General features: G+C 43.2%; 30 protein-coding genes. 6 read left to right on the plus strand and 24 right to left on the minus strand.

Going from position 1 to position 25,297, the window contains the following annotated elements:
- Positions 1–12: 12 nt before the first annotated feature.
- From ACP7A0_RS13885 to ACP7A0_RS13915, 7 genes are all read right to left on the minus strand, one after another.
- Positions 13–783 carry an ABC transporter ATP-binding protein gene (locus ACP7A0_RS13885; protein ID WP_034660447.1) on the minus strand — a complete coding sequence of 257 codons (771 nt, stop codon included), beginning with the start codon at positions 781–783 and terminating at the stop codon, positions 13–15.
- A complete protein-coding gene (locus tag ACP7A0_RS13890) occupies positions 770–1,756 on the minus strand; it encodes a FecCD family ABC transporter permease (protein ID WP_060597581.1) in 987 nt (328 codons plus the stop codon). The genes ACP7A0_RS13885 and ACP7A0_RS13890 overlap by 14 nt, the downstream gene beginning before the upstream one ends.
- Before the next feature lie 33 nt (positions 1,757–1,789).
- Positions 1,790–2,677 carry a heme ABC transporter substrate-binding protein IsdE gene (isdE, locus tag ACP7A0_RS13895; protein ID WP_034660451.1) on the minus strand — a complete coding sequence of 296 codons (888 nt, stop codon included), beginning with the start codon at positions 2,675–2,677 and terminating at the stop codon, positions 1,790–1,792.
- 75 nt (positions 2,678–2,752) lie between these two features.
- Positions 2,753–4,561 carry an NEAT domain-containing protein gene (locus tag ACP7A0_RS13900; RefSeq protein ID WP_426005514.1) on the minus strand — a complete coding sequence of 603 codons (1,809 nt, stop codon included), beginning with the start codon at positions 4,559–4,561 and terminating at the stop codon, positions 2,753–2,755.
- Between the two features lie 18 nt (positions 4,562–4,579).
- Positions 4,580–5,233 (minus strand): heme uptake protein IsdC, encoded by a 654-nt coding sequence (gene isdC, locus ACP7A0_RS13905; RefSeq protein ID WP_060597745.1) that lies wholly within the window; start codon positions 5,231–5,233, stop codon positions 4,580–4,582.
- Between the two features lie 20 nt (positions 5,234–5,253).
- A complete protein-coding gene (locus ACP7A0_RS13910; RefSeq protein ID WP_375566589.1) occupies positions 5,254–5,712 on the minus strand; it encodes an NEAT domain-containing protein in 459 nt (152 codons plus the stop codon).
- A 370-nt stretch (positions 5,713–6,082) separates the two neighbouring features.
- Entirely contained in the window at positions 6,083–6,415 is a 333-nt protein-coding gene (locus tag ACP7A0_RS13915; protein ID WP_106036390.1) for a winged helix-turn-helix transcriptional regulator, read from the minus strand.
- A 176-nt stretch (positions 6,416–6,591) separates the two neighbouring features.
- On the opposite strand from ACP7A0_RS13915, the gene ACP7A0_RS13920 reads away from it, so the two are divergent.
- From ACP7A0_RS13920 to fosM, 4 genes are read left to right on the plus strand one after another with little or no spacing between them, the layout of a single operon-like run.
- Entirely contained in the window at positions 6,592–7,485 is an 894-nt protein-coding gene (locus ACP7A0_RS13920) for a VOC family protein (protein WP_060597585.1), read from the plus strand.
- Positions 7,463–8,224, plus strand: a complete 762-nt coding sequence (locus ACP7A0_RS13925) for a GTP cyclohydrolase II (protein ID WP_060597586.1) — start codon at positions 7,463–7,465, stop codon at positions 8,222–8,224. Before ACP7A0_RS13920 ends, ACP7A0_RS13925 begins: the two co-directional genes overlap by 23 nt.
- A complete protein-coding gene (ribD, locus tag ACP7A0_RS13930; RefSeq protein ID WP_106030675.1) occupies positions 8,211–9,302 on the plus strand; it encodes a bifunctional diaminohydroxyphosphoribosylaminopyrimidine deaminase/5-amino-6-(5-phosphoribosylamino)uracil reductase RibD in 1,092 nt (363 codons plus the stop codon). Before ACP7A0_RS13925 ends, ribD begins: the two co-directional genes overlap by 14 nt.
- Positions 9,303–9,360: 58 nt before the next feature.
- The gene (gene fosM, locus ACP7A0_RS13935; RefSeq protein WP_060597588.1) at positions 9,361–9,786 is read left to right on the plus strand and encodes a FosM family fosfomycin resistance protein; all 426 of its coding nucleotides are present in this window, start codon (positions 9,361–9,363) and stop codon (positions 9,784–9,786) included.
- 129 nt (positions 9,787–9,915) lie between these two features.
- On the opposite strand, the gene ACP7A0_RS13940 is transcribed toward fosM, so the two are convergent.
- From ACP7A0_RS13940 to ACP7A0_RS13975, 8 genes are all read right to left on the minus strand, one after another.
- Positions 9,916–10,773 (minus strand): polysaccharide deacetylase family protein, encoded by an 858-nt coding sequence (locus ACP7A0_RS13940; RefSeq protein WP_426005519.1) that lies wholly within the window; start codon positions 10,771–10,773, stop codon positions 9,916–9,918.
- Positions 10,774–10,838: 65 nt separating this feature from the next.
- Positions 10,839–11,168, minus strand: a complete 330-nt coding sequence (locus ACP7A0_RS13945; RefSeq protein ID WP_060597590.1) for a PTS lactose/cellobiose transporter subunit IIA — start codon at positions 11,166–11,168, stop codon at positions 10,839–10,841.
- 19 nt (positions 11,169–11,187) lie between these two features.
- The gene (locus ACP7A0_RS13950; RefSeq protein WP_060597591.1) at positions 11,188–11,511 is read right to left on the minus strand and encodes a PTS sugar transporter subunit IIB; all 324 of its coding nucleotides are present in this window, start codon (positions 11,509–11,511) and stop codon (positions 11,188–11,190) included.
- 12 nt (positions 11,512–11,523) lie between these two features.
- Entirely contained in the window at positions 11,524–12,957 is a 1,434-nt protein-coding gene (locus tag ACP7A0_RS13955; RefSeq protein WP_426005522.1) for a glycoside hydrolase family 1 protein, read from the minus strand.
- Positions 12,954–13,211 (minus strand): mannonate dehydratase, encoded by a 258-nt coding sequence (locus ACP7A0_RS13960; protein ID WP_223250427.1) that lies wholly within the window; start codon positions 13,209–13,211, stop codon positions 12,954–12,956. The genes ACP7A0_RS13955 and ACP7A0_RS13960 overlap by 4 nt, the downstream gene beginning before the upstream one ends.
- A complete protein-coding gene (locus ACP7A0_RS13965) occupies positions 13,133–13,312 on the minus strand; it encodes a hypothetical protein (protein WP_282067692.1) in 180 nt (59 codons plus the stop codon). Before ACP7A0_RS13965 ends, ACP7A0_RS13960 begins: the two co-directional genes overlap by 79 nt.
- Before the next feature lie 14 nt (positions 13,313–13,326).
- Positions 13,327–14,637, minus strand: a complete 1,311-nt coding sequence (locus ACP7A0_RS13970) for a PTS sugar transporter subunit IIC (protein ID WP_034660464.1) — start codon at positions 14,635–14,637, stop codon at positions 13,327–13,329.
- Positions 14,638–14,726: 89 nt separating this feature from the next.
- Positions 14,727–16,685: a BglG family transcription antiterminator gene (locus ACP7A0_RS13975; protein ID WP_426005525.1), complete on the minus strand. Its 1,959-nt coding sequence runs from the start codon at positions 16,683–16,685 to the stop codon at positions 14,727–14,729.
- A 136-nt stretch (positions 16,686–16,821) separates the two neighbouring features.
- Between ACP7A0_RS13975 and ACP7A0_RS13980 the strand changes: the two genes are divergently transcribed.
- Entirely contained in the window at positions 16,822–17,034 is a 213-nt protein-coding gene (locus ACP7A0_RS13980; protein ID WP_223250412.1) for a hypothetical protein, read from the plus strand.
- Positions 17,035–17,082: 48 nt separating this feature from the next.
- Here ACP7A0_RS13980 and ACP7A0_RS13985 read toward each other — a convergent pair whose 3' ends face one another.
- The 6 genes from ACP7A0_RS13985 to ACP7A0_RS14010 form a co-directional block, all read right to left on the minus strand.
- Positions 17,083–17,508: a YwqH-like family protein gene (locus ACP7A0_RS13985; RefSeq protein ID WP_060597595.1), complete on the minus strand. Its 426-nt coding sequence runs from the start codon at positions 17,506–17,508 to the stop codon at positions 17,083–17,085.
- A gap of 287 nt (positions 17,509–17,795) precedes the next feature.
- Positions 17,796–18,059 (minus strand): YwqI/YxiC family protein, encoded by a 264-nt coding sequence (locus ACP7A0_RS13990; RefSeq protein ID WP_426005527.1) that lies wholly within the window; start codon positions 18,057–18,059, stop codon positions 17,796–17,798.
- A gap of 38 nt (positions 18,060–18,097) precedes the next feature.
- Entirely contained in the window at positions 18,098–18,523 is a 426-nt protein-coding gene (locus tag ACP7A0_RS13995) for a YwqH-like family protein (protein WP_060597597.1), read from the minus strand.
- Positions 18,524–18,817: 294 nt separating this feature from the next.
- Positions 18,818–20,224, minus strand: coding sequence for a Na+/H+ antiporter NhaC (gene nhaC, locus ACP7A0_RS14000; protein WP_375566596.1), 1,407 nt, complete (start codon positions 20,222–20,224; stop codon positions 18,818–18,820).
- A gap of 143 nt (positions 20,225–20,367) precedes the next feature.
- The gene (gene aspA / locus ACP7A0_RS14005) at positions 20,368–21,789 is read right to left on the minus strand and encodes an aspartate ammonia-lyase (protein WP_034660470.1); all 1,422 of its coding nucleotides are present in this window, start codon (positions 21,787–21,789) and stop codon (positions 20,368–20,370) included.
- Positions 21,790–21,817: 28 nt separating this feature from the next.
- Positions 21,818–22,807, minus strand: a complete 990-nt coding sequence (locus ACP7A0_RS14010) for an asparaginase (protein WP_003215391.1) — start codon at positions 22,805–22,807, stop codon at positions 21,818–21,820.
- Positions 22,808–23,014: 207 nt separating this feature from the next.
- Here ACP7A0_RS14010 and ACP7A0_RS14015 point away from each other — a divergent pair, with 207 nt between their 5' ends.
- Positions 23,015–23,362 carry a helix-turn-helix domain-containing protein gene (locus ACP7A0_RS14015; RefSeq protein ID WP_003214932.1) on the plus strand — a complete coding sequence of 116 codons (348 nt, stop codon included), beginning with the start codon at positions 23,015–23,017 and terminating at the stop codon, positions 23,360–23,362.
- Positions 23,363–23,423: 61 nt separating this feature from the next.
- On the opposite strand, the gene ACP7A0_RS14020 is transcribed toward ACP7A0_RS14015, so the two are convergent.
- From ACP7A0_RS14020 to ACP7A0_RS14030, 3 genes are all read right to left on the minus strand, one after another.
- The gene (locus tag ACP7A0_RS14020; protein WP_034660471.1) at positions 23,424–23,891 is read right to left on the minus strand and encodes a helix-turn-helix domain-containing protein; all 468 of its coding nucleotides are present in this window, start codon (positions 23,889–23,891) and stop codon (positions 23,424–23,426) included.
- Positions 23,892–23,989: 98 nt separating this feature from the next.
- Entirely contained in the window at positions 23,990–24,517 is a 528-nt protein-coding gene (locus tag ACP7A0_RS14025; protein WP_034660472.1) for a YfjD family protein, read from the minus strand.
- Positions 24,518–24,538: 21 nt separating this feature from the next.
- Entirely contained in the window at positions 24,539–25,297 is a 759-nt protein-coding gene (locus ACP7A0_RS14030; RefSeq protein WP_095285611.1) for a hypothetical protein, read from the minus strand.

Raw genomic sequence — 25,297 nt, forward strand, 5'->3', positions numbered from 1 at the left:
TCTCACCTGCTTTTATATGCCAACAGGCACGATGTACATTCCTGTTTCTGCATCCTGTCTAATCGTGACGGACACATCATAAATGTGCCGCACATTCTCTTCTGTTAACACATCGTTTGGCTGTCCTTCACTGATAATTCGTCCATCCTTCATCGCAATGATGACGTCACTGTAGCGGACAGCCTGATTCATGTCGTGCAGCACCATGACAATCGTGAGTCCATGCACGACATTGAGCTCACGGATCAGCTCAAGAATGTCAAATTGATAGTAGATATCCAAATAGGTTGTCGGTTCATCTAAGAAAAGGATCGGTGTTTTTTGCGCAAGTGCCATCGCAATCCATACACGCTGACGCTCACCACCTGACAGTGAGGCGAGCGGCACCTTTCGTTTTTCCGTTAGTTTTGTACTGGACAGTGCCCACTCTATCGCTCTCTCATCCTCTTCCTTGTCACCCCCGCGCATCGTCTGGTACGGCGTTCTACCGAATGCCACGACCCGTTCGATCGTTAAATCAAGCGGTGCTTCATTTTGCTGATGGACGACAGCCAGCTTTTTTGCCAGCTCCTTTGGCTTAAATGCATTCAGCGCTTGTCCGTCTAAGTGAATCTGCCCTTTGTTTGGACAATGATTATTCGCCATCAAGGAAAGCAGTGTGGATTTCCCCGAGCCATTTGGACCGATAATGGTTGTGATTTTCCCCTTTTCGATCTGTGTTGTGACCGATTGAACGATGTCCTTCTGCTGGTCATATGAGAATGACACCTCACGAATGTCCATGGAGACGGTCCCCCCTTCTTAACAAAAAGATCAGAAACGGCCCGCCAATCACGGCCATGATCGTAGAAGCAGGAATCTCATTTGGCGCTACAAGCGTCCTGCCGAGCGTATCAGCCGTCAAAATCAGCAAAGCCCCGCTTAACGCAGAAAATGGAATGAGTACCCGATGATCCGAGCCAACAAGCCTTCTTGAAATGTGCGGAATGAGCAAACCGACAAAGGCAATCACGCCCGCTACCGCAGCTGTCACCGCCGCGAGTAATACCGCTGTGATGGAAATCAAAAGGCGCATTCTGGTCACACGCAATCCTAAATTTTTCGCTGTCTTGTCCTGAAGAGCCAAGAGGTTACACCATCTGCTGAAGAAAAGTGCTACGACAAGGCCGACGACGCCATAGACTCCGATTAAACGGACATCTCCCCACGTTTTCATCGTGAGATTTGACTGTCCTGACTGATTGATCGTGATATTGAAATAGCTGCAAATGGTCACAAATGCTTCAGCCATTCCAGTAAACATGGCATTGATGGCGATCCCAACCAAAATCATGCGGATTGGGCTTAAACCGCCCTTCCAAGACAGAACGTACACGAGGAAACATGCAATGGCTCCGCCTAATACCGAAAATAAAGGAGAGTAGAAATAAAATTGAGGAAGCGCTGTAATCGCCATTAAAGAAAAGAAGCTGGCTCCTGATGAAATTCCAATGACGCCGGCATCAGCTAATGGATTTCTCATGACCGACTGCAGCAGTACACCGGAGACAGATAAGGCGGCCCCTGTAAACATTGCGATGAGCATGCGGGGAATTCTCAAATCTTTAATGATGTCTACCTGTGCATGTTGACCGGTGATGAGCCCTTCCAATAATTCAATCGGGGTGACATGAATACTCCCAGTAATGGCGGAATAAATAAACACGCACACCAGTAAGAGACTAACTATCAGAAATAAAATCCCTGTTTTTTTCATCTTGAACGTCCTTTTATCATTAAGATTCGCCGCTTATGACGGATAGAGCATACGCGTTAGTTCATCTAATGCTTCTGCTGCCTTTAAATTGCCCGTTGTCCCAAATAAGCTTTCTTCGAGGTCGTACACCCGGTCTTGCTTGACCGCATGAAAATGCTTCCAGATGTCATTTGTTTTAAATTCTTGATCAAACATGCGGACAACTTCATCTGGCATCCCATGTGCGGCCCGGAGTATGATATCTGGATTGGCTTTTTGTAAATACTCCGTATTAGATGCCAAATACTCCATTTTCTCACCTTTGACAATGTTCTTTCCGCCTGCGATACGTACAAGATCACCAATATATGAATTCTCTGTTGCCACCAAATAACTGCCCGGTACACCAAGCAAAATCAGAACGGACGGCTTGCGCTTTCCCTTCGTCTTCTCTTGTATGTCTTTCTTTTTTTGTTCAAAGTCAGACACGATGCGCTCGGCTTGTTTCTTTCTGTCATACTGAGCTCCAAGCTTCGTGATCGCCTTCTCCATGCTACCAAGGCTCTCGAGATTTAAGTATGTGGCAGGGACACCTGCTTGCTGAAAGGGTGTCTCTAAATCATATTGAAGGGTTGTGACAGACAGGACATCTGTCGGTTGAAGTGATTGGATGATTTCCATGTCCGGGCTCATTGGATTACCGACTTCCGGCAGTCCTTTATAACGAGCTGGCAAGGATTTTTGACTTGTTGGCACCCCGACAAGATCCACCTCTAAAGCATCCATAATCTCCACAGCAGCTACAGTCGTTGCCACAATGCGCGCACTTGATTCTGCGCTTTTTTTGCCTTTCGCTGAACTTTCGGCTGACTGTGAGCAGCCCGATAAGATCACGCACACACTAAGAGCAGCGATCAGGGTACATAACATTCGATGCTTCAAAAACAGAAGCCTCCTTTCGAAAAAAGAGAGTGGATGCGCCGAGAGAAATTGCGCATCTCACTTAAACTAATCCATCTATCTTGTTCTTGTTTGATACTTTCTTACGAGTACGAATAATGACCCGCCGAATAAAAGAATATACACCCAAAAAAGAGAGGTATCTCCTGTTTTCGGATTCAACTGTCCAGTCTCAGACTTGGTTTGGTCATCTGATGGAGTAAATGTCATCTGCTCTGCGCCTGTTTCCTCTGGCGCTAGATTTTCAAGCTGATTTGTTTGAGAATCGCGATCATTTGGATTTTTGACAAAGCCGATACTCTCATCGTCTCCGATTACCGTAGCAATGCCGCTTCCTTCACCAAGAGTGATTCCTTTTGTGTCATAGACAAGTTTGACATCGTACTGCTCATGATAATTCGCAGCCGGAATATCAATTTTTACGCGTGCTGCTTGAGCTGTGCTTAAACTTTTGGCTTCATATTGAATCACTCGTGTGTCTGCTTTTTGATCTGTTTTTGCGACAAGAGTCTCTTCATATTTCCCGCCTGTCCCTACTTGGAAGGATGTGATGGCTGAGCTGTTCTTCACTGTATATGAAACGAAATGGCGGCCATTTTTTACGACCAATGTCGCAGGGCTCACGACGTAATCGTTCATACGAGAAGGCTCATCCTTGTCTGCTTTCTTCATTGAGAAAGGAAGCTTGTATACACCATCTTTAAGCTTAGCCGTCTCTTGAGCAGCTCCGCCGTTATTTGTTTCTGGTGATGGTGTGTTTGGTTTTGGTGTTTCTGGTGCAGCCGGTGTTTCTTCCTCTACCTGCCCGTCCTTAAGTGGAGCGATACTCTTTACATCGAATTGAAAACGAATATCGTAGGTTTGGTCATAGTGAGCAGCTGCTACCACGATGTGTACTTTTCCTTTGACCGCTTTTTTCAGATCAGCGACATCAAATGACACCACTCTTGTGTTCTTTGCTTTATCTGTGCTGACCGTCTTCACTTCTTGATAAGATCCGTTTTTCTCTGTTTTCAAGGAAGCGACAGACGTATGATCCTTCACCGTAAAGGAAATGGTTTGTTTTCCATTTTTGATGGTTAAGGATGCAGGATGTGAGAAGTATTGGTTCATCCGAGATGCCTCGTTCTCATCCCCTTTCAGCACACTGTAATTGATGCGGTACTCGCCATCTTTTAAGTGATTTTGCGCAGAATCATCTGGTTTTGTGCCATTGTTATTGCCAGGTGTTGCCTGATGATCGTCTGGTTTTGTCCCATTTTGATTATCCGGCTTTGTTTCATTATCGTCTGGCTTTGCGCCATTTTGGTCATCCGGTTTTGTTTCGTTATCGTCTGGCTTTGTGCCATTTTGGTCATCTGGTTTTGTTTCGTTATCGTCTGGCTTTGCAGGTGTAACGAGTGTTAGGCTGCTTTGATCGAATGCAAGCTGTACGTCATACGCTTCGTCATAAATAAAGCCGCCTAAATCCCAGTAAATTTTCACCCAGCCGTTTAATTTGGCTGATAAGTCGGCTACATCAAATTTGATCACACGTGTATTGGCTGTTTCATCCTCACTGACGGTTTCAGTGGTGACAAGAGCACCATTTTGTTCAACTTTGAAATCTGTAATCTCTTTGCTTTGCTTCAGCGTGACATAGGCTGTTGTCTTGCCATTTTCCACAATCAGCTTAGCTGGCTTTTCTGTATAGGTATCCATCATGGACGCCTCTGTGCTGCCATTCTTTAAAATGGTGAATCCGGCCGTGTATTCACCATCAACAAATGATGCCGCTTGAGCCGTTCCTTGAGGAATCTGAAACGCAGTCAATAAACTGAATAAAACGAGCAGAATAGCTGCCTTTAGATGAAAAAGACGTTTCAAATGGTGACACTTCCTTCCTTAATGCTTGATGATCCACTTTCTTGCTAAAAACCCGCCTGAGCATAGAGCAAGCACAAGGAGCCACCCTGTCTGGTTTGTATCACCAGTTTGAGGATTCTCTTCTTGTTTTGTCGTGGATGAATCAGATGTTTTCGTTGATTCTTTTGATGGCTGCTGATCTTCTGCTGCACCCGCTGATTTGTTTGTGCTGTTAGACGAAAGCGATTTCATGCTGCTCTCATCGAATTTCAGCTGAATGGTATAATCATGATCATAATCAGCAGATTTAACAGTGACATGAATTTTTGACTTGATTGGCTTAGACAAGCTCTGAGCTTGGAACTGAACAAGCCTTGTGTTGGCTTTTTTATTAGTTGAGAGAACCGTTGTGTCGACATAGCCGCCATTTCCCGGCACTTTAAATTCCGTCACCCAGCTGCTATTTTTAATGGTCATTTGTACAGTCAGCTTCCCATTTTTTGCAATCACTTTTGCTGGCTTCAGCCAGTAATCATTTGCCATGGAAACCGCATTTCCTTCAGCCTTCAGCACAGTATAGTTGACGGAGTATGTACCATCCTTTAACGTGGCAGCCTGTGCGTTTGAAAAAGGCAGCATAAGTGCCAATAATAAAGCGGTCATGAAGACTGATAGCCTCATCATTTTTTTCATCAAGCGAATTTCCTCCCTTTCTATTGAACAGATGCTGCATCAAACTTGAGGCGGATGTCGTAATTGCCTGTATATCCGATGACCGGTACAGTCACGCTCACTTTTGCTGATACGACTTCTGTCAGGCTGTTCACGTTGAATTCAACCGTTCTCTTATTTGCAGCTGTATTTGTACTGATCACCTTCGCATCTTTGTAGACACCTTGATCAAGTGTTTTAAAGCTTGTGATCCAAGAGCTATTCGTTAACGTGACTTGTGCTTTGATTTTTCCATTCTTCACGACAAGCTTGGCTGGTTTTTCAAAATACGTATTCGCTGTTGAAGTCGAATCGCTATCTGCCTTCCATACCACATATTGTGCTGAATATTGACCATCTGCTAAGCCTGCTGCTGAGGCTGAGCTAACCGGAGCTAGAGTAAATAATAGAACAAAACTAAAGAACAATAATACGTGTGATGTTGAACGAATGACTTTCATGTGAACCCTCCTAAATGATATTGATAATTATTCTCAATAGATAATAAAAAAAATAACCTTCATAAGCGCTGGATCACACTTATAGATGATTATGATAATCATTATCAATTGAGTTGAAAAAATAAATCTTTGCTTCCTAAAAGCCAAAGATGTCTGTTTCTAAATGATGGTTTGAAACGTGTTTTAGGTAATCTGTCCCATTCATGATACCATGGCATAACCTCCATTCCATTACAGGGAAAAGAACCCTCTTCTCCTTGATATTATATGATGAATGAATTTATTGTCAACATCATTTTTCATACTATTGACTTAGATTTCTGGAAAATCGCACAAAAAAATTTCGATCAGACAGACTGATCGAAATCGTTTAGGAAGAGACTTGTTCCCCTTTTTTGCTGTTATTACGTTCTAAAGACCAAGCATACATTTCACGAATAATCGGCTCAATTTTCTTCCCTTGCGCTGTTAATTCGTATTCAATCCGTACTGGAATGTCAGGGTATACGTTTTTCTCAACGAGTCCTTCAGCCTCTAAATCCTTCAGCCTTTCTGATAATAATCGTCCGCTGATGTCCATTTCATTTTCAAGCTGACAGAAACGCTTAGGGCCTGTCAGAAGCTGATTGATGATGAGAATGACCCACTTCTTGCCTAGAATCTCCATGGCATCTGTGATTGGACAGCCATCTACTTGAGCCATACCTTACTCCCTCCCGCTTTTCTCTCTTTTTTTCATTATAGCACAATTAATTACTTGAAATAAGTCACTAACTATTATATATTTTAGTTACTTTAAGTAACAAGGTATTCATTTTTATAGATTTTCAAAAACATTTGAACATGCCGATGCATATATCATGAAGGAGCTGACCGAGCTTGAAGACAATTGAGGAGCTAAGATTGGGTGTAACAGAGTTACATGTGTCCAGCTTTGAGCGTTCTTTACCTTTTTATACAGACATTTTAGGATTTACAATAGTAGAACAGACGGAATCCACCGTCACTCTTGGAAGCAATGCAAAGGAACCCATTCTTTTGTTAAAAGAGGATGCACAGCTCAAGGAGAAGCCTGATCATGAGCCAGGACTTTATCATTTTGCTGTTTTATTACCTACCAGAAAAAACCTGGGCACATGGCTGGCACATGTGATCAAAAAAGGCTATCCTTTAATTGGAGCAAGCGATCACTTTTTCAGTGAAGCCATTTATTTAAGTGACCCTGACGGCATTGGCGTAGAAATATATGCTGATCGCCCTGAGGACGTTTGGGTAGGTGAGCATGGAGAACTGAAAGGTGGCGGAAATGCACCTCTTGATGGAGATGGTCTCCTGCAAGAAGCCGCTGATACAACTTGGGAAGGACTTCCCGCTGGTACAGTGATGGGACACTTACATTTCCATCTTAACCCAGAAGAAGCTGATTCCTTTTATGTCAATACGCTCGGTTTTCACATCAGAATGGCTCCACCAGCAAGCCTGTTTATCGCCGCTGGTGTGTACCACCATCACCTTGCCTTTAATGCATGGGGACGGGGACGAAAAGGAGCCATTGATCCACGTTTTTCAGGAATTAGAAGCTATACACTGGTATTCCCACAAGAAGCAGACAGACAGTCCGTCGTCGAGTGTCTGACAAAAGCAGGCACTCAAGTGAAAACAACAGGGAAAAGTAACGAATTTGTTGATCCATTTGGCGTTCTCGTTCGTTTACAGATTGAAGAAACAGACAAAAAAGAAGGTGCAGAATATGGACAAACACACAGATCTTAAAACAGCCATTTTAAAAGATAAAATCAAACGAGTACAGCAAGAAGACGGGTATATATATATCACTGGACCCATTAAATTGCCAGTGAATTTAGACGGCAGAACCGTGATGTTCAACTGGTATTCATGGTTAAAAGACGATGGAAAAGAGCCATTGTCAGATGACGCTTTAATTGAAAGCCTCTCGTCCCGCCAGCTTGCCGATCAACAGCAGTCAAGCGTTCTAGTGTATGGGGAGTTCGAGCACGCTGACGAAGCCCTTATCCGCATGCATTCCATTTGCCACACTGGTGATATTTTCGGAAGCAAGCGCTGCGACTGCGGGTTCCAATTGAAGCAGTCCATGCGGATGATTGAAGACAATGGTGCAGGTGCACTGTTCTATTTAGCCAATCATGAAGGCCGCGGTATTGGACTTTTCAGTAAAGCCATGGCTTATATTCTTCAAGAAAACGGCTACGATACAGTAGAAGCGAACGAAGCACTCGGCTTTGAAGATGACACGCGTCAATATGAAGAAGCCATCGCGGTTCTTCAAACACTTCGTACAAAGCCAGTCAGACTCATTACCAATAATCCGAAAAAGACAGATGCCATCAGCCATGCAGGTCTATCTCTTTCTGGACGCATTCCGCTTTGGGGTGATGTCTCGGAGTTTAATGAAAAATACTTACAGACAAAAATCAACCGCTCAGGTCACATGAAGGCGGAGCAAGAGGTGCGTACGATTGCCACATCATGAGCGATATATGAATCTAGCCCTTGAAAATGCACAGGCAATGAAAGGTCAGACCTCTCCAAACCCGCTCGTCGGGGCTGTGATTGTGCGAGAGAATGAAATTGTTGGTGTCGGTGCTCACATGAAAGCCGGTGAACCGCATGCTGAAATTCATGCACTTAAAATGGCTGGAGACAAGGCAAAAGGAGCCACCATTTATGTGACCCTCGAGCCTTGTTCCCATCACGGCCGCACAGGCCCTTGCGCGGAAGCACTTGTGAAAGCAGGCGTCGAAACCGTTGTCGTGGCAGCGCTTGACCCGAACCCGCTTGTCGCAGGCCGCGGGATTGCCATCTTACAAGATGCTGGCATCCAAGTGATTACAGGCGTACTGGAACAGGAATCCATTCTCATGAATGAAGTATTTAATCATTTTATTACGAAAAAAACACCTTTCGTGACGCTCAAGGCAGGTATTACCTTAGACGGAAAAATTGCGTCTGCTACGTCTGACAGTAAATGGATTACATCTGAAACATCTCGTTATGATGCTCATCATATCCGCAGTATCAATGATGCGATTTTGGTCGGTGCTCAAACCGTTATTCATGACGATCCTTCACTAACTGCACGGATTCCAAATGGGCATCATCCGATTCGAATTGTCTTAGACTCTAAGCTGTCAACACCGCTGACAGCAAAGATCGTCACTGATCAGACGGCACCTACATGGATCTTTACGACAAAGCAAGCCAATGAGGGAAAACGAGCCGCTTTAGAAGCAGCTGGCGTCAGTGTCTTTATAACAGATAGCGACACGCGGGTGCCCCTGCAAGAAGTGCTTCAAGTGCTGGGAGAAAGAAATGTCTCCTCCCTCATGATTGAAGGCGGCGGCCAGGTCAATGCCTCATTTTTAGAACAGCAGCTTGTAGATAAATTGGTCATCTATATGGCACCTAAACTCATTGGCGGTCGGCTGTCCCCTTCCTTTTTTGGAGGCGAAGGCATACGCCTCATGAGTGATGCCATCGAATTGGATCAACTCTCAGTAGAACCACTAGGGAAAGATATCAAAATAACGGGCTATCCTGTTTATCAATAAACAAGCTTGTAGACCCCATCTACAGGCTTTTTTTCAAATATGTTTTGAGGTGAATGTGATGTCGATAAAAGGAATCAATCATTTGTTATTTTCTGTTTCTGATTTAGAAACCTCTATTGATTTTTACACAAACGTATTTGACGCCACTTTATTAGTAAAAGGAAAAAAGACAGCTTACTTTGATTTGAACGGGCTATGGCTTGCCCTGAATGTGGAAAAAGACATTCCTCGTCAAGACATTCAGCACGCTTACACGCACATCGCTTTTTCAATTGATGAAGAGGATGTAGATCACATGTACAACAAGCTAAAACATTTGAACGTCAACATCTTGCCAGGCCGTCCAAGAGATGAAAAAGATCATCAGTCGATCTACTTTACGGACCCTGATGGACATAAATTTGAGTTTCATACCGGGACCATGAAAGATCGAATCGATTATTACAAGCAAGAAAAAGCTCATATGGAATTTTTTGATGAATGATAAAAAAACAGAACTTCCATCTTCATGAAAGTTCTGTTTCGCCTTTGAACCACCCAAATGTCGATTCACCAATCATCACCGTGAAACTTGTCGTAAAATGTTTCATGTGAAACATTTGTGATTTGATCTCTATCGATTCCCCTCTACCAATCTGCCAAAGCTTTCGGGTGAAAGTCCCGGTGACACGCGAACACGGTGCAAGGACATCATGCCCTGTTCCTTCTTCGCATGTCCTGGTTCAGTGGTGACAGCCATTTGATAACTGGCTTCCTTCGCTAGCTTCAGCGTGTCTTCGTTATAGCTCCCAACAGGATAACTGACCATTCTCGTATGCTGAGAAAATCGTTGATCAAAGAATGCCTTTGATCCTTTTAATTCCTCTTTCTGCTGCTCCTTTGATAAACGATTGAGCTCTAAATGATGAATTGTATGACTCTCAATCGAAAGCCCATTTGCAATCATTTCATCCATTTGTTCATCCGTTAAGTGGTTCGGGCGCCCAATGGATTGCGCAATCATGAAAATCGTTGCCTTCATTCTATACTGCTTTAAAATCGGGAATGCCTTTGTATAGTTATCGGTATATCCATCATCGAATGTAATGAGGACACACTTTTCACTTGGCTTCGTATTTGTTGTGAAGACGCGGTAAGCTTCTTCTGGCGACAGCGTGACATAGTCGTTGTCCTTCAGCCATTTCATATGAGCCGCAAACTCGCTCTTTGGTACACGAAGCGAGTTGCCGCTGGAGATGCTGTGATACATCAAAATCGGAAGCTCTACCGGCTCCTTTTGCTCAATCCAACTTTGTGTATCAATCTCTGCTGCTTCTGTCTGCTGAATCTCTTCTGTTTCTTTTAATCGTAATGGACCCTTTTCCTCTTTGACTACTTGCTGGTTTCCTATCGTTTGCTCCTTCGTTCCCATACAGCCCGAAATGAGCAGCACCAAAAGACCAACCGCAATCAACATACATGTTTTTTTCATTCACCAATCCTGCTTTCTCTCTATCTACCGAATGATTATAACAGAAATTGGTTAATAGCTCATATCTATTTTGACAGGGCGTTCATTTTTTTACACATTTCGATCATTTCGATGGCGAGCAGATGAATGGTCTCTGTTGTGAGCATTTGATCTTCTGCGTGTATCAGCAGTAAAGAAAAGGGAAGCTGCTCACCTGCCGCCTCTTTTTGGATCAGCGGCAAGTGCAGATTGTGGATGCTTCGAAACGCTTCCTCCCCTTTTTCAATCAACTGCTGTGCTTTTTCAAAATCATCTGCTCTTGCTAGACGAATCGCTTCGACATAATGACTTCTTGCCTCGCCTGCATGAGCAATGATTTGAAAGGCTGCTCCCTGCATTTCCTCTAATACCGTCATCTGCTTCTCCTCCAATTACTTAAGATTCATTTGCTAGTTTCAGAGCATGCTCTAGTATTTTTTCCCCGTTCGCTGTTCCGTATAATCTCACATTGATGACATCGACAGGTATTTGATAAGGTGCAGCGGTTTTTTCTGCTGCCTTTTTCATAAAGCTTACTTGCGGTCCAAGTAAAATCACCTGAACATCTCCTCCATGCTCTTCTAATTCATCCGCAATGGCCCCTTCAGGTATGGCGTAGATATCATAATCCAGCTCTTTAGCTTCTGCAGCAGCCTTCATTTTGGACACTACAATGGACGTCGACATTCCTGCGGCACAAGCGAGAATGATTCGTTTCATATTCCATCACTCCTATCGATAGATGACTTCTGTTTCAACCTTCAGTTCCCTTGTTTTGATTAATGTCTGGTACCAATACGCTGATGCTTTCAACTGGCGATTCCGTTCATTTTCCAGCTGGATTTCGACTAATCCGTAGCGGTTTTTAAAGGCATTCATCGGTGAGACATTATCCGTAAAAGCCCACAGCATATAGCCCGTGCAATTTGATCCTTCTGCTTTCGCTTGAAGTGCCCGCTTCAAATGCTGGCTGATAAATGAAATGCGATACTGATCATCAATGATACCGTCTTCATTTTTAAACCGTTCTTCCTTTTCTACACCCATCCCGTTTTCGGCTACAAACCACTCGATATTTCCGTATTCTTCTTTTATTCTCATCCCCATATCATAGACAATGTTTGGGTAGATTTCCCAGCCTCTGAATGGATTCATTTTTCTCCCTGGAAGCTCAAACATATCGTAATAATAAGACGGATGAAATGGCGTCCCTTCGTTCCACGCCTTACTCGTCGCCTTGACACGATGCGGATAGTATAAGTTGAGCCCGACGACATCGACCGTATGATTCTTGATGACCTGAAGCTCTTCCTCTGTCGCATCAAAAAGAATATCATGCTTTTTCAACACATCGAGCAATTCCTCTGGATACTCCCCTTTGATGGAGGGATCTAAGAACATTCGATTGAAAAACAAATCATACATCCGTGCCGCTTCTTGATCATGCGGGGCAGAGGATCTTGCATACGTCACTTCTGGATTGAGAATCACCCCGATTTTTGCACCTGTCGATTCCTTCAATCCCATCTCCCGAAACAACTTCACCACTTTTGCTGTTGCCAGCGCTTTATGATAGTTCCACTGCATCCATTTTTTCGTATTTTGCTCAAAGGGATAACGGATGGCATCTAGATAAACACGTGTTTGGACAACAATTGGTTCATTAAAGCTAAACCAATGTTTGACCCTGTCCCCGTAGCGCTCAAACACTTTTTCCGTATAGAGAACAAACAGCTCGACGACATGCTTTGATGACCATCCGCCATACTTCTCAAGCAAAACGGCAGGAAGCTCATAATGCTCTAAGCAAAACATTGGCTCTACACCTGCTGCAATTAATCCATTGATCAAGTCATCAATGTAACGGGCATAGGTCTCATCCACAATCCCCTTCTCGTAATCTATGAGAAACCTCGACCAATTGATCGATGTCCTATAATGTGTCAGTCCAATCTCTCTCATTAAGGCCACATCTTCAGGATAGCGCTCGTAAAAGTTCGTCGCACCAGCCGGACCATATCCTTCGTGCCACACGTGATATCCTTCCTTATACCATGAATCAATGTACGAATCCTGATGCACCTGCTTTCCCTTCCATCCCTCTGTTTGCCAAGCAGAAGCCGCGGCACCTAGGATAAAATCACTTGGAATCTCGATTCTGTTCATATCGCTACCTTCCCTTTCCTCGTTTGAACGTGAAGCCCCTCCCAAATTCCTTGCAAATACACAGCCCCAAGTGCTCGATCATATAAACCGTAGCCAGGTCTGCCTGTCTCGCCAAAGATCATACGTCCATGATCCGACCGGACATAGCCATTAGAGCCCTCTTCAAACAAAGCCTTCACAATTGCCCCCATATCAAGACTTCCTGCTGACGAAAGGTGCGCTGACTCTTCAAAATCACCATTTTCATGAACGATGACATTTCGTCAATGAGCAAAGTGGATGCGCCATTTTTCGGATATTTACGCGCAAGTGAAACGGGATCATCCTCTCCATACCACCTACATTGCATGTTCATTCATGCCCCTCCTTTTATTCTGAATCTGGTGCCGCTTCTGGTTTGCGGTTAGACAAGAGAACAAATGGCAAATAGATGAAGACTGCTACTACAATACAGATGAGCTGTGTAATGACAGCTCCCATGCTGCCAGCGGTTGACAGCCATGCATTCACAATCGGCGGTGTCGTCCAAGGCACCATCACGACTGCTTTTCCAGCAAATCCTGTAGCCGTCGCAATATAACCAATCGTCCCTGTTACAAGCGGTGTGACGATAAATGGGATTGCCATCACAGGGTTTAACATGACGGGCAAGCCAAAAATAACGGGTTCATTGATGTTGAAGAGGCCCGGCCCAGATGAGAGCTTGGCAATGCTTCGCATCTCTTCCCTTCTTCCAGCAATAAAAATCGCAATCAAAAGCCCAATGGTCACACCTGAACCACCGATACTCATATACACATCCCAAAATGGCATCGTGATGATATTCGGAATCTCTTTTCCCTCTTGAAATGCTGTCATATTCACTGCAATCGACCCTAATAAGAGCGGCTCCCGGATCGGTTTGATCATCTGGTTGCCATGGATGCCGATCACCCAGAAAAATTGCGCCACAAACATCAACGTTAAAATCCCCGGCAGACCCTGTACAACACTTTCTAGCGGGCGCTGCACCACGTTATACACTGCTTCATGCAAATAAATGCCTGTCAAACGGTGAAATGCAAAGCCGAATGAACTAATGATCGTAATCGTAATGATCGAAGGAAAAAGTGACGAAAAAGATGTCGCAACATTCGATGGAACAGAATCTGGCATCTTGATTTGAAGCCATTTCACCTCGGTCAGCTTACAAAAGATTTCCACAGATATGATCGCAATGATCATCCCTAAAAATAAGCTTTTTGGATCAGAAAATTGCCTTGCCAGTACATCTACAACCTCACGCATCGATCCATCAACTTCAAGAAGAAGTGTCGTTGGAATAACAGATATAAATGAAATCAATGCCATCAGCCCTGGGAACAGGGACTTGTGCCCGTTGATTTTCCCAAGCTCTATCCCGATGAGGAACACAGCCCCAATCGTTAAAAAGTTTAGCGTGGCATAATTGATTGCCTTCATAATTGGCTGAAGCTCCGCTAAAAATCTGAATATCTCAAAATGAGCAAGCCCTGTTTCCGGGCTCATGATCATATTTGCCACCAATACAGCAAAAGCCCCTGTAATGATGATTGGCATCAATGTGACAAATGCCTGTTTAATCGCCATAATATATTTCTGATTCGTGATGCGATAAGCCACATTCCCCATGACGTCTGCCGCTTTCTCCTTGAAGCTCATGATCCGTCTCCCCCTTTGCAAAAACTCGTGATCACCCTCCTTTTTGATGTTATTTTAAAAGCGCTTTCATTAACATCTAAACTTTTTCCTCACAGATGCGGAAATGGGTGTCCCTTTTTTTCATTCGGATGCTCCAATACTTGAAGCGCCGCCGTCAGTTCCTCAAATGAAGCGGCCTTGATGAGTTGTTCCACCACTTCCTTCCGCTCTGTCAGCCGCACAAGAAATTGATAAAGCGACTGTAATTCTTTTTGATAAGTCTTCTGGATACTCAACAAACAAACGACTTGTACTCGATCTTCACCCCACAGCACCGGTTTTTTCAATGTGCAGATCGCACAAAACGTGTCATCTGTTGCCGGCTTCATCGGATGAGGAATCGCGACCAAATGACCGAACGATGTTGGGGACACTTGCTCTCTTTCCAGCAATAATTGTTCAAACTCGTCCGGGATGCGATGTTGTTCCTTTAGCACGTTCACAAAAAATTGAAGAACCTCTTCTCTTGATTTAAGGTCTTGCTGATAAAATGCCAGCGCCGGACTGACATACCGCAAAACCCCTGTATCCTGTGGATCCTGCACAAAACGTTTCAGCCGTACAATATCATCGTCACTTAAAATCGTATGTACATCAATCACTGGCACCGGCAATGTGTTCTGAAGCGGAATGGTACTAATAATAAAATCAATGCTTCTCAAATCATACGAAGGAAGATCCCCAACACTTGCAGTTCCAGCGATCTCCAGCCTTCCGCTAAAAGCCGCCGTCAGCTTATGAAGAAGGAGCTGACTGCTGGCGACACCCGTTGCACACACAATAAGGCATCTCTTTCTCACATGCTGTGATTTTGTCCGCTCGATTGCAGCACCGATATGGAGCGCCAAATACCCAATCTCATCCTCATGGATCTCGACCCCCTCTTTTTCCTTCAGCCATCTCCCCATATAGACACCCGCTTCAAATGCAATGGGATAATGCCTTTTAATGTCCGGTAAATAGGGGTTACGAATGTTCATATCGTACTTAAAACGATGAATGGCGGAACGCAAATGAAGACTTAATCCAACGATCAACTCCTTATCAAATTGAATATCAAGTGACATGTGCTCCTCTACATAAGCAAGTAATTGGTGAGTGAAGCGAAAGTGATCTTCGTCTAGAAGGTGAAATAGCGTATGGCCGTCATCTCCATATGCCATCATCTTGGCACCCATCAAGTGAATCGCAATGTACGCCATTTCAGATAACGGAAAATCAATAGCTAATACATGCCGAATATCTTCTGCCATTTGTTGAGCCACTTGAAAAACAGGCTGCACCTGAATGTCTTTCAATTCCGCTTCTGGCATCATGACTAGTTTTTTCTCTTCAATTCGTTTGCATGCAATGGCGATGTGGGTGACTAAATTACTTAAACCGATCTCTGACAGATGAAGTCCGCTTGCTTTTGTACGTGAACGCACAATGTCCTGAACCAATTGATACGTTTCTTCAGGTAACAGCGCAGAGTTCGCATGCTCTTGCTGAAACACATGCTCAGCCATACAATATCTTAATTTCATTTCATCCCCTGTCAGCCGCAATCCATATTTAGGGCGATGTGCTACAGAAAGTCCATGTAATGAAAACAAATGTCTGACCGCTTTCAAATCATTCTTCACTGTCGATTCACTCACAAATAGTTCCTCTGCCAACCCATCTAATTTGATATAGTCTTCAGACAGGAGCAGCCTTTTCAATAGATACGCCACACGGTCTTTAGGCTGATTGGGAATGACCTGTTCCTTTTTTTCGTTTCTTTCTCTCAGCGACTTTTTCAAAAATGTACGAAATGCCCCATAATCCTCGACGGTCAATGTATACCCTGCCCCGCGTTTGATATGTAGTGCGGCTCCTTGTTCATCTATTATAGATTTAAGCGCTTTCATATCTGTTCGGATGGTTCGTGATGTGACGCCAATCACGCGGGCAATTTCTTCACTTGTCAGTTCCTGCTCCGCTTGCATCAAGCGTTTCAGGAGCTCCTCCTGACGTAAAGATAGCATGGGCTCTCCTCCCTTGGCATTTACTTTTGCCTATCATCATAAACGAAAATAGAACTCTTTGCCCAGTTTTTCTTACAAATCGGGAACCTCAATATGGCTCAATCGTATGATGATGAAACAAGAGGAGGGATGCATTATGGGTTCTTTTATGTTTGTTGTTATGATCATATTGGCTTCTTTAGGAGCAATCATTGCCCACCTGTTCACATCAAAGGATAAACGTACATCTGCTAAGCGTTCTTCACATCACAGTTCAACGACAAGTACCTATACTGATTCATATACTCATCACGCTTCTGATGCCTCCTGCGGGGGAGATTCAGGCGATAGCGGTGGTGGATGTGACTAAACAAAAAAACAGCCGCTCGCTTATGAGACGGCTGTTTTATATTTTATTTTAAAGAGCTTTCCAGCCCCGTTCAATCAAATGTTTAACATCCTTTGCAAAATCCTCGCCCTTTTCCATCACGTCCTGGGCTCTTCCGGCAAAATTACTGGCAACAGCCAGCTCCATTTTTTTTAATTCAAAGTGCAAGATTTTTTGATCAATCTCGGTTATATATTTTTCATACTCATTGTTCACGATGTCGTGCATTACATGGTAGGCGTCTTTTCGGTGGCGATGAAAGTCGGTTCCTCTCTCACCTTTCCATGACGAATCTAGAGCAGGCTTCTTAATTTCCTTTATGTCTGACTGCGCAAGATCTTGTTCTGTTCGAATATTGCTTTTGGCTGTCTTTAACCGAGAGATCATTTCATCAAATTCTGCACGTCTGTTTTCAATTCCCATATGCAGATGGTGTAGCATCTCGGATAAACTCATGTCATCCACCTCTATCGGACCTCATACGAAAGCACAGCGTCAGAGCCTTGGAAGCTATCGACTCACTTGATTTTTCCAATCCTGACATTTCTATCGTTTCGCTTTCATTAAGTATAGTATAAGGTGAAAAGCCTCAGTCTTAAATAGGGAAAAGGTGTCCTTTTAGTGACGTGTTTGGAAGAAAAACGGAATAATACAAGGTCGTACATCCTGAATTTTATATGATTCCATTGAACTATATTTCTTATCATGCAAATGTAATCCATAAATAAAAGCGATTGTGCTGATTATTTTGCAGCAATCGCTTCGTCCTGTTCTTTTAAGGTTTTCACATTCGAGCGCGTGTCCTGGACATTTTTGATTAAGGCTTCTTTAAAGTTTGAGACCATTTCGTTCACCTCTGCCTCACGTGCCGTCCATTTGGTCACAAATTCAAGGCTGTTTTCACCCGCTTTATCTGCTGCTTTTTTCATCGTTAAAGCTTCGACTGCTTGGAAGACTTCATCTAGTTGATTCATAACTGTTTGGTAGTTTAACTTAATTTGTCCCATCGTGATATCCTCCAGATTTGTTCAGCATGAAAGCAGCTTTAAAAACTGTTCCATGCTTTTGAGATCAAGCGTTTGGCGTCCTCTACTGCGTCTTCTCCTTTTTCAGCAAGACGTGCGGCGTCTCCAGCTAAGGAACTGGCAAAGGATAACGCAGTTTGTTCAGCTTCTAATGTACTGATTTTGAATTCGATGCGGCTCACGTAGCGTGGGTATTTGTCGTTCACAATCGTTTGCAGCGCATCATGTGCTTCATTCCGCTCTGATTTGAAATCCTTGCTTCGCTCACCTTTCCAAGAGGCCCCAAGCTTTGGCTGCTTGATTTGCTTCAGGTCTGTTTCTGCCGCATCTTGTTCTCGTTCGACCTTACTTTTCGCCTTTTTAAGTCGAGCGATTTTCTCTTCAATTTCTGCTTTTTTACTTGTAATGCCACCGTTTAGGGCAGACAGCATATCCGACAAGCTCATTATGGGTTCCTCCTCCTGTCAAAAAATAAAAACGCTGCTTAGAGTTCCTCTAAACGAGCGTAAGGGAATAGCACTTTTTCCAATATTGTTATTATAAGGTTCAAAGACTCATGTTTGAATAGGGATTTGTACCCTTTTTATGGGATAAATATGCTTTCGTTCTGCTTCACATTACCCCTTTAGACCTCTTTTATAAAGGGTCTAAACTCCCGATCATCTTCTTTATATCATATGTAGTCTCTCGGTCCTAGGACAAGCAAAAGCCGCCTAATTGAGGCGGCTTTTGTAAACGGCTTATGAAGCCGATTCTTCTGAGTCTTGTTGATTTTTGACGTACCAAATGAATTTCCCTGTATATCCGTAGATAATGGCAAGAGCAATGGCAACAAAGCTCAACCACATAAATGGTAAATATGAGAATGTCGAGACGCCTAGAATTCCAGCCATGTAAATTCCGTTATCTGACCACGGAACCATACCAGACGTCATTGTTCCACCGACCTCAGCGTTTCTAGATAGAACGCGTCTGTCTATTTTCAATTTATCGTAGCTTTTTTCCATAATTTTCGGTGTAAGAATTAATGAAACGTACATTGCACATCCAAAAATATTTGCAAAGAATGCTACAACAAGTGTAGATAGGGTTACATTTCCTGCATTATATAATTTCTTCTCGAAAGTAGCGACAATCACTTTTAGAACGCCTAGATATTCAAGCACGCCACCAAACCCAAGCCCGAGAATAATGACCACTAAAGATCCAAGCATATTCACAATACCACCACGATTTAACAGCGTATTTAAGAAATCTACATCTGAATTAATAGAGAAGCCATTGTATGCTGAACCAATCGCATCTGCCGGATTCATTCCTTGGAAAGCCATCGCCCAAATAGATCCTAAAAGAGCACCAATGGCAATAACAGGCATTGAAGGTTTCTTAAATACGAGCAGTAATACAACCACTACTGCTGGGATGACCATCCAAATGTTAATGGTAAATGTATCATGCAGGGCATTTTTCAAAAATTCTACCTTATTTTGATCAATGTTGCGTCCACCATACATAAAGCCTGTAACCGTAAACATAATGGCCGTAATGACAAAGGCTGGTATGGATAAAACCATCATCGCTCGAACATGTGCCAGCACGTCCACTTTTGAAAGAGAGGAAGCGAGCACTGTACTATCTGATAATGGGGATAATTTATCTCCAAAATAAGCACCAGATAAGACGGCACCTGCCACGATCGGAAGTGGAATACCTAGCCCTTCACCAATTGCGATCATCGCAATCCCTGCCGTTCCAACCGTCCCCCAAGAGGTTCCTGTTGCAATGGACATGAGTGCACAGATGACAAGTGTAGCTAATAAGAAGATATTAGGATGAATAAACTCTAAACCATAATAGATTAACGTAGGTACAACCCCACCTGCAATCCATGTACCAACAAGTGCACCTACTGCAATTAAGATTAAAATGGCTTCTAAACCATTCGATATCCCTTTTGTGATCGCATTTTGAAGATCCTTATAGGAGTGCCCCAATCGAATACCTAATGCGATAACCATAAACCATGAGATAAACAATGCTAGTTGAATATCCAATTTGAAATAAAGAGTAAAAGATAAAACAATTGCTAAAAACAAGCCAAGTACAGACACGACTTCTAACATAGACGGCAGACGTGGTGATTTCATTGTGTTTCCTCCCTTTGTGTACGCGTTAAGCGTTTTCAAAATATTGTGAAAAAAGTGTGTCAATTCGAAAGAAAGTGAATTGCCTGTTTTTCTCTATTTCACAGGCAATTCTACATATTAATAAAATAAAATTTTTGATATAATTATCGCTCTAGGAGCTCTGCACCCGCAATACCAGGCTTTGTCATCTCATATGGATTCAAAATAATATCAAGTTCTTCTTCTGTTAACACATCATTTTGCAAGCAAAGATCTCTGATCGATTGTCCTGTCAAAATGGCTTCCCTTGCGATTCTAGCCGCGGCTTCATAGCCTAAGTGAGGGTTTACCGCAGTAATGACGCCTGCACTTTTTTCCACATATTCTTTCAAACGTTTTTCATTTGCTTCAATGTCCACTAAGCAATGATCTGTGAATGAACGGAATCCGTTATTCATTATACTAATAGATTGAAGTAAGTTAAAGACCAAAACAGGCTCCATCACATTTAACTCAAGCTGACCTGCTTCAGAGGCAAGACAGATGGTGTGGTCATTCCCAATGACCTGGAATGCGATTTGGTTAATGAGCTCTGCCATGACTGGATTGACTTTCCCTGGCATAATGGATGAACCCGGCTGACGAGCTGGCAATGCAATTTCAGCAAGACCTGCACGCGGACCAGAAGCCATTAGGCGAAGGTCATTGGCAATCTTAGACATGTTCATCATGCATACTTTTAATGCGGCGGACACTTCTGTGTAAGCATCTGTATTTTGCGTAGCATCAACGAGATGCTCTGCGCCTACAAGCGGAAGACCAGAAATATCTGCTAGCTTCTTCACCACGATTTCAATATAACGAGGATCTGCGTTTAGGCCTGTCCCAACAGCTGTTGCACCCATATTCACTTCATATAAATGCTGCTTTGATTGGTTGATCCGTTTAATGTCACGGCTGAGCACGCGGCTGTATGCCTCAAATTCCTGTCCTAAACGAATTGGAACAGCATCCTGCAGGTGCGTACGTCCCATTTTGATCACATGATCAAATTCTTTCGCTTTCTTTTGGAATACGTCCTGCATCGTTTGCATTGTCTCAAGCAGAATGTCTAACTGCTTCAATACAGCAATATGGATAGCTGTTGGAAACGAGTCATTCGTTGATTGTGACATGTTTACATGTGTGTTTGGGCTTAAATGGATGTATTCACCCTTTTGATGTCCCATGATTTCTAGCGCTCTGTTTCCAATCACTTCATTGGCATTCATATTCATCGACGTTCCTGCGCCGCCTTGGATTGGGTCTACAATAAAGTACTCATGCAGCTTGCCTTCAATAACTTCATCAGAGGCTTGTACGATGGCATTGCCAATTCCTTCATATAAACGTCCAACTTCCATATTGGCTTGAGCTGCTGCTTTTTTCACGATGGCAAAGGCTCTGATCAGTTCCTCATGCATGCGATATCCTGTAATTGGAAAATTTTCTTTTGCACGAAGGGTTTGAACCCCATAATACACGTCTGCCGGAATTTCTTTTTCACCAAGAAAATCCTTCTCATAGCGATAAGTTGCTTGAACCATCTGATATGACCTGCTTTCTATAGAATAGTTAAATCACTAAATCTTCTGCGATTGGCGTTTCCATAATCTTTTTCACTTCTCTTGGGTCTGTTGTTTTACCTAGTGCCCACATGAGTTTCGGCACGATAGCCTCTGTGTTCATGTTTCGTGAACGTGCCACCAGTTCTTGATTGATTTTGCGTCCTACTTCATACACGCTCATGTCTTCTCCTTCTTCAAGACACTGAGTTGTGATGACAACAGAAATGCCTTCTTCGAGCAATTCGTTGATTTTCTCTAAAAGGTTTCTTCCTTCGAAAGGAATACCGCCGCTGCCGTAGCTTTCGATCACGACTCCTTTGTACACACCTTTGATTGCATCTAAGAACTCAGGCTTTAGACCTGGGTGCAATTTCAAGAGACAAACGTCGGTGTTTAAGGATGCATCTAATTTAAGCGGTTTCATTGACGATCTTTTTACTTTGCTATTGTATTCAATTTGATGGTTTTCAATCGATGCAATATATGGGTAGTTAATACTTTCAAATGCATCGTAGCTTTTCGTTCTTAGTTTGATTGCGCGTGTTCCTTGAATGACTCTGCCATCAAAGACAACATACACGCCGCCTACGCCGTCACATGCAAAGCGAATCGCATCGGTGATGTTTTTCTTCGCATCTGTTTTCTTAAACGTAATCGGGATTTGTGAGCCTGTAATGACAATTGGCTTATCCGGATTTTGCAGCATATAAGAAAGAGCTGCTGATGTATAGGCCATCGTGTCTGTACCATGCGTGACAACAAAACCGTCATATTGATCATAATTTTCATAAATGGCTGTTGCAATATCCACCCAGTATTCAGGCTGCATATTTGTACTATCTATACTCATTAGGGACTTTGTGTCCATTGTATACTCTGCATTAATTTCGTTTAAATAGCTTAAAAGGTCCTCAGCTTTAACACCTGGAGCCAAACCGTTTTCACTCTCTACAGATGCAATCGTCCCACCAGTGGTTAAAAGCAATAATTTCTTCAACAGGTCCACCTCTTTCAATAAAATTACTTCGTTTGTCACACATATTATAAGCTAGCTTGTGCTATTCTATAATATACGCTTTACGCGTACCTTCATTGCCATTATAGTCACATAACGCGAATTAATCAAGAAATTATTACGCATAACGCGTACATTCCATGTCAAAATATGATATACTGTTGTTGTATATAAAGGAGCGTTCATGTAATGATACTCGATCGTTTAACCACCCTTAGAAAAAAGAAAAAATGGTCTCTCCAGCATACGGCAGATCGCCTAGGTATCGCCAAAAGCACCTATGCCGGTTACGAATCTGGGTACCGACGACCTTCGCTTGAAGCAGTGAAGCGGCTGGCTGATTTGTATGATACGTCCATTGATTTTTTACTTGGTAGAACGGACGAGCCAGAGATACAACGCAAAATCTCTGATATCAAAATTGAACTGACGGAAGCAAAAGAAGGAACCATCCTTGTCGACGGCGTTCCCCTAAATGATGAAGAAATCAAACAGCTTGTTGCCTTTATTCGGGCGAAAAACACTCTAAAAGTATAAACACAGAAAAGAGAGGCCCCTATCAATCGGGTGCCTCTCTTTCCTTTTTCCTATCAGCTGCTTATGAATAAGGAGAAGACAGCTGACTTAATTCCTCTAACCGCCGCTTCGCTTCATCTTTATTAAACGAACTATAATAGCGATAATTCTCATCATCTAAGATGCGGTAATGCTGACTAAGCACATTTTGCTGAAGACGAAATGTGCCTTTTTTGATAGACGTCCGCCACCAAACCTTTCCGCCAATCGTACGTTCCACCGATAGATGCAATTCATCATGTGCCACGACTTCCAGAATCTCAAGCGGATCATCCCCAAGTGTCCCTTTTAAAATGTCACTATCCCTGAATAATGCACATACGGCCGCAGTTTGCGTCCAGTTGAGGCGCAGCCTATTTTTTTCAACCTGCTGCAAATGCCGTTTCGATAGACCAAGTACCTCAGCCATGCGGTCCTGCGTATAATTCTTTTCTTTTCGAATCCGTGCCATTTGTTCTGTGACGAGGTCGATTACCATCTCTTTATCCATCTCTCATCACCTCTCCGAGTGTTCAGTCTTTACTGACATCATACACGATTTCTTCGAAAAAGTGGCACCTCATCCTTCGGAATCATGGAAAATACATCCTAGTCGATCTGCTCTTCGACCTGACCATGCTGCTGTCTCCAGTTCTCTTGGGCTGACTGATTTAAATATGGGTAGATCTCTTGTTTGACGGCTTGCTCGAATACTTCTTCATCTAAAATACTGTACGCTGGAATCTTGATCAATTTCCCGTCTATTTTCCGAATCAACACATCCATGAAGAGAAAACCCCGTACACTGTACCGATGCCTGCGCATATCGATGGATTGAATGTCTTGAAAAGGGATCGCTTGCCCGCGATGTAAAACTGCGCCATTCTTCCCGCGCTGAATGCGAAAAATCACATTTCCTCTCTTCGTAAAAGCCGGTAAAATCATCAAGAAAGAGATCCAGCCATAAACAATGCCTAGTAGTCCGCCTAAAAATAAAAACAATGTATAATTCGATTCAAATGTAAGAGCTTCTGAAAACAACCAAATACCGATGATACCGAAGCCGCCTGTTGCTAAGAATGCCCATACCCTTAAAAAGGTCCTGCTCCTCACTTCTATTACTTCACTTGGATTCAAGCGTCATTCTCCTTTTCTCCATTAGAATATAGAACGTAATCCGTCTCTATGAGCCGTCTCAATGCGAAATTCATTTTCTTTTATTCCAGACACAAGCCACGACTGTTCCTCACCTGGAATGACAAATAACATGGACTCCACATCAGGCGTATTGTTTTTGTCGTAGACGACCTTCATCAGGGAGTCCATCTTTCCTTTTCTCGTCTTTACATCAGAAACAAATGCCTGCACGAGTTCTTCGTTCTCTGCTCGATGAAGGAAGGAAGGCCACTCATTCTTCGCCTCACTTGCTTGCTCTAATAGCATTTCAAATTCCTCTGCTTGCAAGGTGATGACAGGTGCAGGGTGATCACTCATCTGTATGTTGAAAAAGGCAGTCACTTGTTCCTCTGCCTGCTGATCGTCTTTCAGTTTTTGAATCTGATGGACTTGTTGATCATAAAGCGTGTGGTGCGCATATACGCCCGTCTGTGTCGTATGAAAGGAGGTACTGACTTCTTCATCTACATCCCCAAATCGAGACGCTTTGACGGTGTGAGATGCATCATTCATCGCCTGGATGAAATGACGGTATTCCCCTTTATAACGGTATTGTCTGTTTCGAAATTCAAGTACACCTTTTGCGAGCAAAGAGCGGCACGCAATTTCAAATAAAAACCCAAGGCGTTCGTCCTCTACATCAGGATAATAGGCTTCCTTTAAGGACATGCCCTGTTCAAAATAGCCTTCACTGTAAAAACTAAAGATGAGTTCCTCAATACTTAGACTTAGCTGATCCAA

Origin of the sequence: Bacillus sp. DWP3-1, from assembly GCF_049896565.1 — a bacterium.
Taxonomy (GTDB): Bacteria; Bacillota; Bacilli; order Bacillales; family Bacillaceae; genus Bacillus.

What these genes read in the sequence shown, in the direction of transcription:
- ACP7A0_RS14020 (WP_034660471.1), bottom strand. Translation starts at nt 23,891, where the DNA reads ATGGATAAAGAGATGGTAATCGACCTCGTCACAGAACAAATGGCACGG.
- ACP7A0_RS13995 (WP_060597597.1), bottom strand. Translation starts at nt 18,523, where the DNA reads ATGAGCTTGTCGGATATGCTGTCTGCCCTAAACGGTGGCATTACAAGT.
- ACP7A0_RS13910 (WP_375566589.1), bottom strand. Translation starts at nt 5,712, where the DNA reads ATGAAAGTCATTCGTTCAACATCACACGTATTATTGTTCTTTAGTTTT.
- ACP7A0_RS13990 (WP_426005527.1), bottom strand. Translation starts at nt 18,059, where the DNA reads ATGGGACAAATTAAGTTAAACTACCAAACAGTTATGAATCAACTAGAT.
- ACP7A0_RS13975 (WP_426005525.1), bottom strand. Translation starts at nt 16,685, where the DNA reads ATGCTATCTTTACGTCAGGAGGAGCTCCTGAAACGCTTGATGCAAGCG.
- ACP7A0_RS13985 (WP_060597595.1), bottom strand. Translation starts at nt 17,508, where the DNA reads ATGAGTTTATCCGAGATGCTACACCATCTGCATATGGGAATTGAAAAC.
- ACP7A0_RS13955 (WP_426005522.1), bottom strand. Translation starts at nt 12,957, where the DNA reads ATGAACAGAATCGAGATTCCAAGTGATTTTATCCTAGGTGCCGCGGCT.
- ACP7A0_RS13965 (WP_282067692.1), bottom strand. Translation starts at nt 13,312, where the DNA reads ATGAACATGCAATGTAGGTGGTATGGAGAGGATGATCCCGTTTCACTT.
- isdC (WP_060597745.1), bottom strand. Translation starts at nt 5,233, where the DNA reads ATGAAAAAAATGATGAGGCTATCAGTCTTCATGACCGCTTTATTATTG.
- ACP7A0_RS13925 (WP_060597586.1), top strand. Translation starts at nt 7,463, where the DNA reads ATGGACAAACACACAGATCTTAAAACAGCCATTTTAAAAGATAAAATC.
- ACP7A0_RS13885 (WP_034660447.1), bottom strand. Translation starts at nt 783, where the DNA reads ATGGACATTCGTGAGGTGTCATTCTCATATGACCAGCAGAAGGACATC.
- ACP7A0_RS13980 (WP_223250412.1), top strand. Translation starts at nt 16,822, where the DNA reads ATGGGTTCTTTTATGTTTGTTGTTATGATCATATTGGCTTCTTTAGGA.
- fosM (WP_060597588.1), top strand. Translation starts at nt 9,361, where the DNA reads ATGTCGATAAAAGGAATCAATCATTTGTTATTTTCTGTTTCTGATTTA.
- ACP7A0_RS13940 (WP_426005519.1), bottom strand. Translation starts at nt 10,773, where the DNA reads ATGAAAAAAACATGTATGTTGATTGCGGTTGGTCTTTTGGTGCTGCTC.
- aspA (WP_034660470.1), bottom strand. Translation starts at nt 21,789, where the DNA reads ATGGTTCAAGCAACTTATCGCTATGAGAAGGATTTTCTTGGTGAAAAA.
- ACP7A0_RS13915 (WP_106036390.1), bottom strand. Translation starts at nt 6,415, where the DNA reads ATGGCTCAAGTAGATGGCTGTCCAATCACAGATGCCATGGAGATTCTA.
- ACP7A0_RS13950 (WP_060597591.1), bottom strand. Translation starts at nt 11,511, where the DNA reads ATGAAACGAATCATTCTCGCTTGTGCCGCAGGAATGTCGACGTCCATT.
- nhaC (WP_375566596.1), bottom strand. Translation starts at nt 20,224, where the DNA reads ATGAAATCACCACGTCTGCCGTCTATGTTAGAAGTCGTGTCTGTACTT.
- ACP7A0_RS13890 (WP_060597581.1), bottom strand. Translation starts at nt 1,756, where the DNA reads ATGAAAAAAACAGGGATTTTATTTCTGATAGTTAGTCTCTTACTGGTG.
- ACP7A0_RS13945 (WP_060597590.1), bottom strand. Translation starts at nt 11,168, where the DNA reads ATGACGGTATTAGAGGAAATGCAGGGAGCAGCCTTTCAAATCATTGCT.
- ACP7A0_RS13970 (WP_034660464.1), bottom strand. Translation starts at nt 14,637, where the DNA reads ATGAGCTTCAAGGAGAAAGCGGCAGACGTCATGGGGAATGTGGCTTAT.
- ACP7A0_RS14015 (WP_003214932.1), top strand. Translation starts at nt 23,015, where the DNA reads ATGATACTCGATCGTTTAACCACCCTTAGAAAAAAGAAAAAATGGTCT.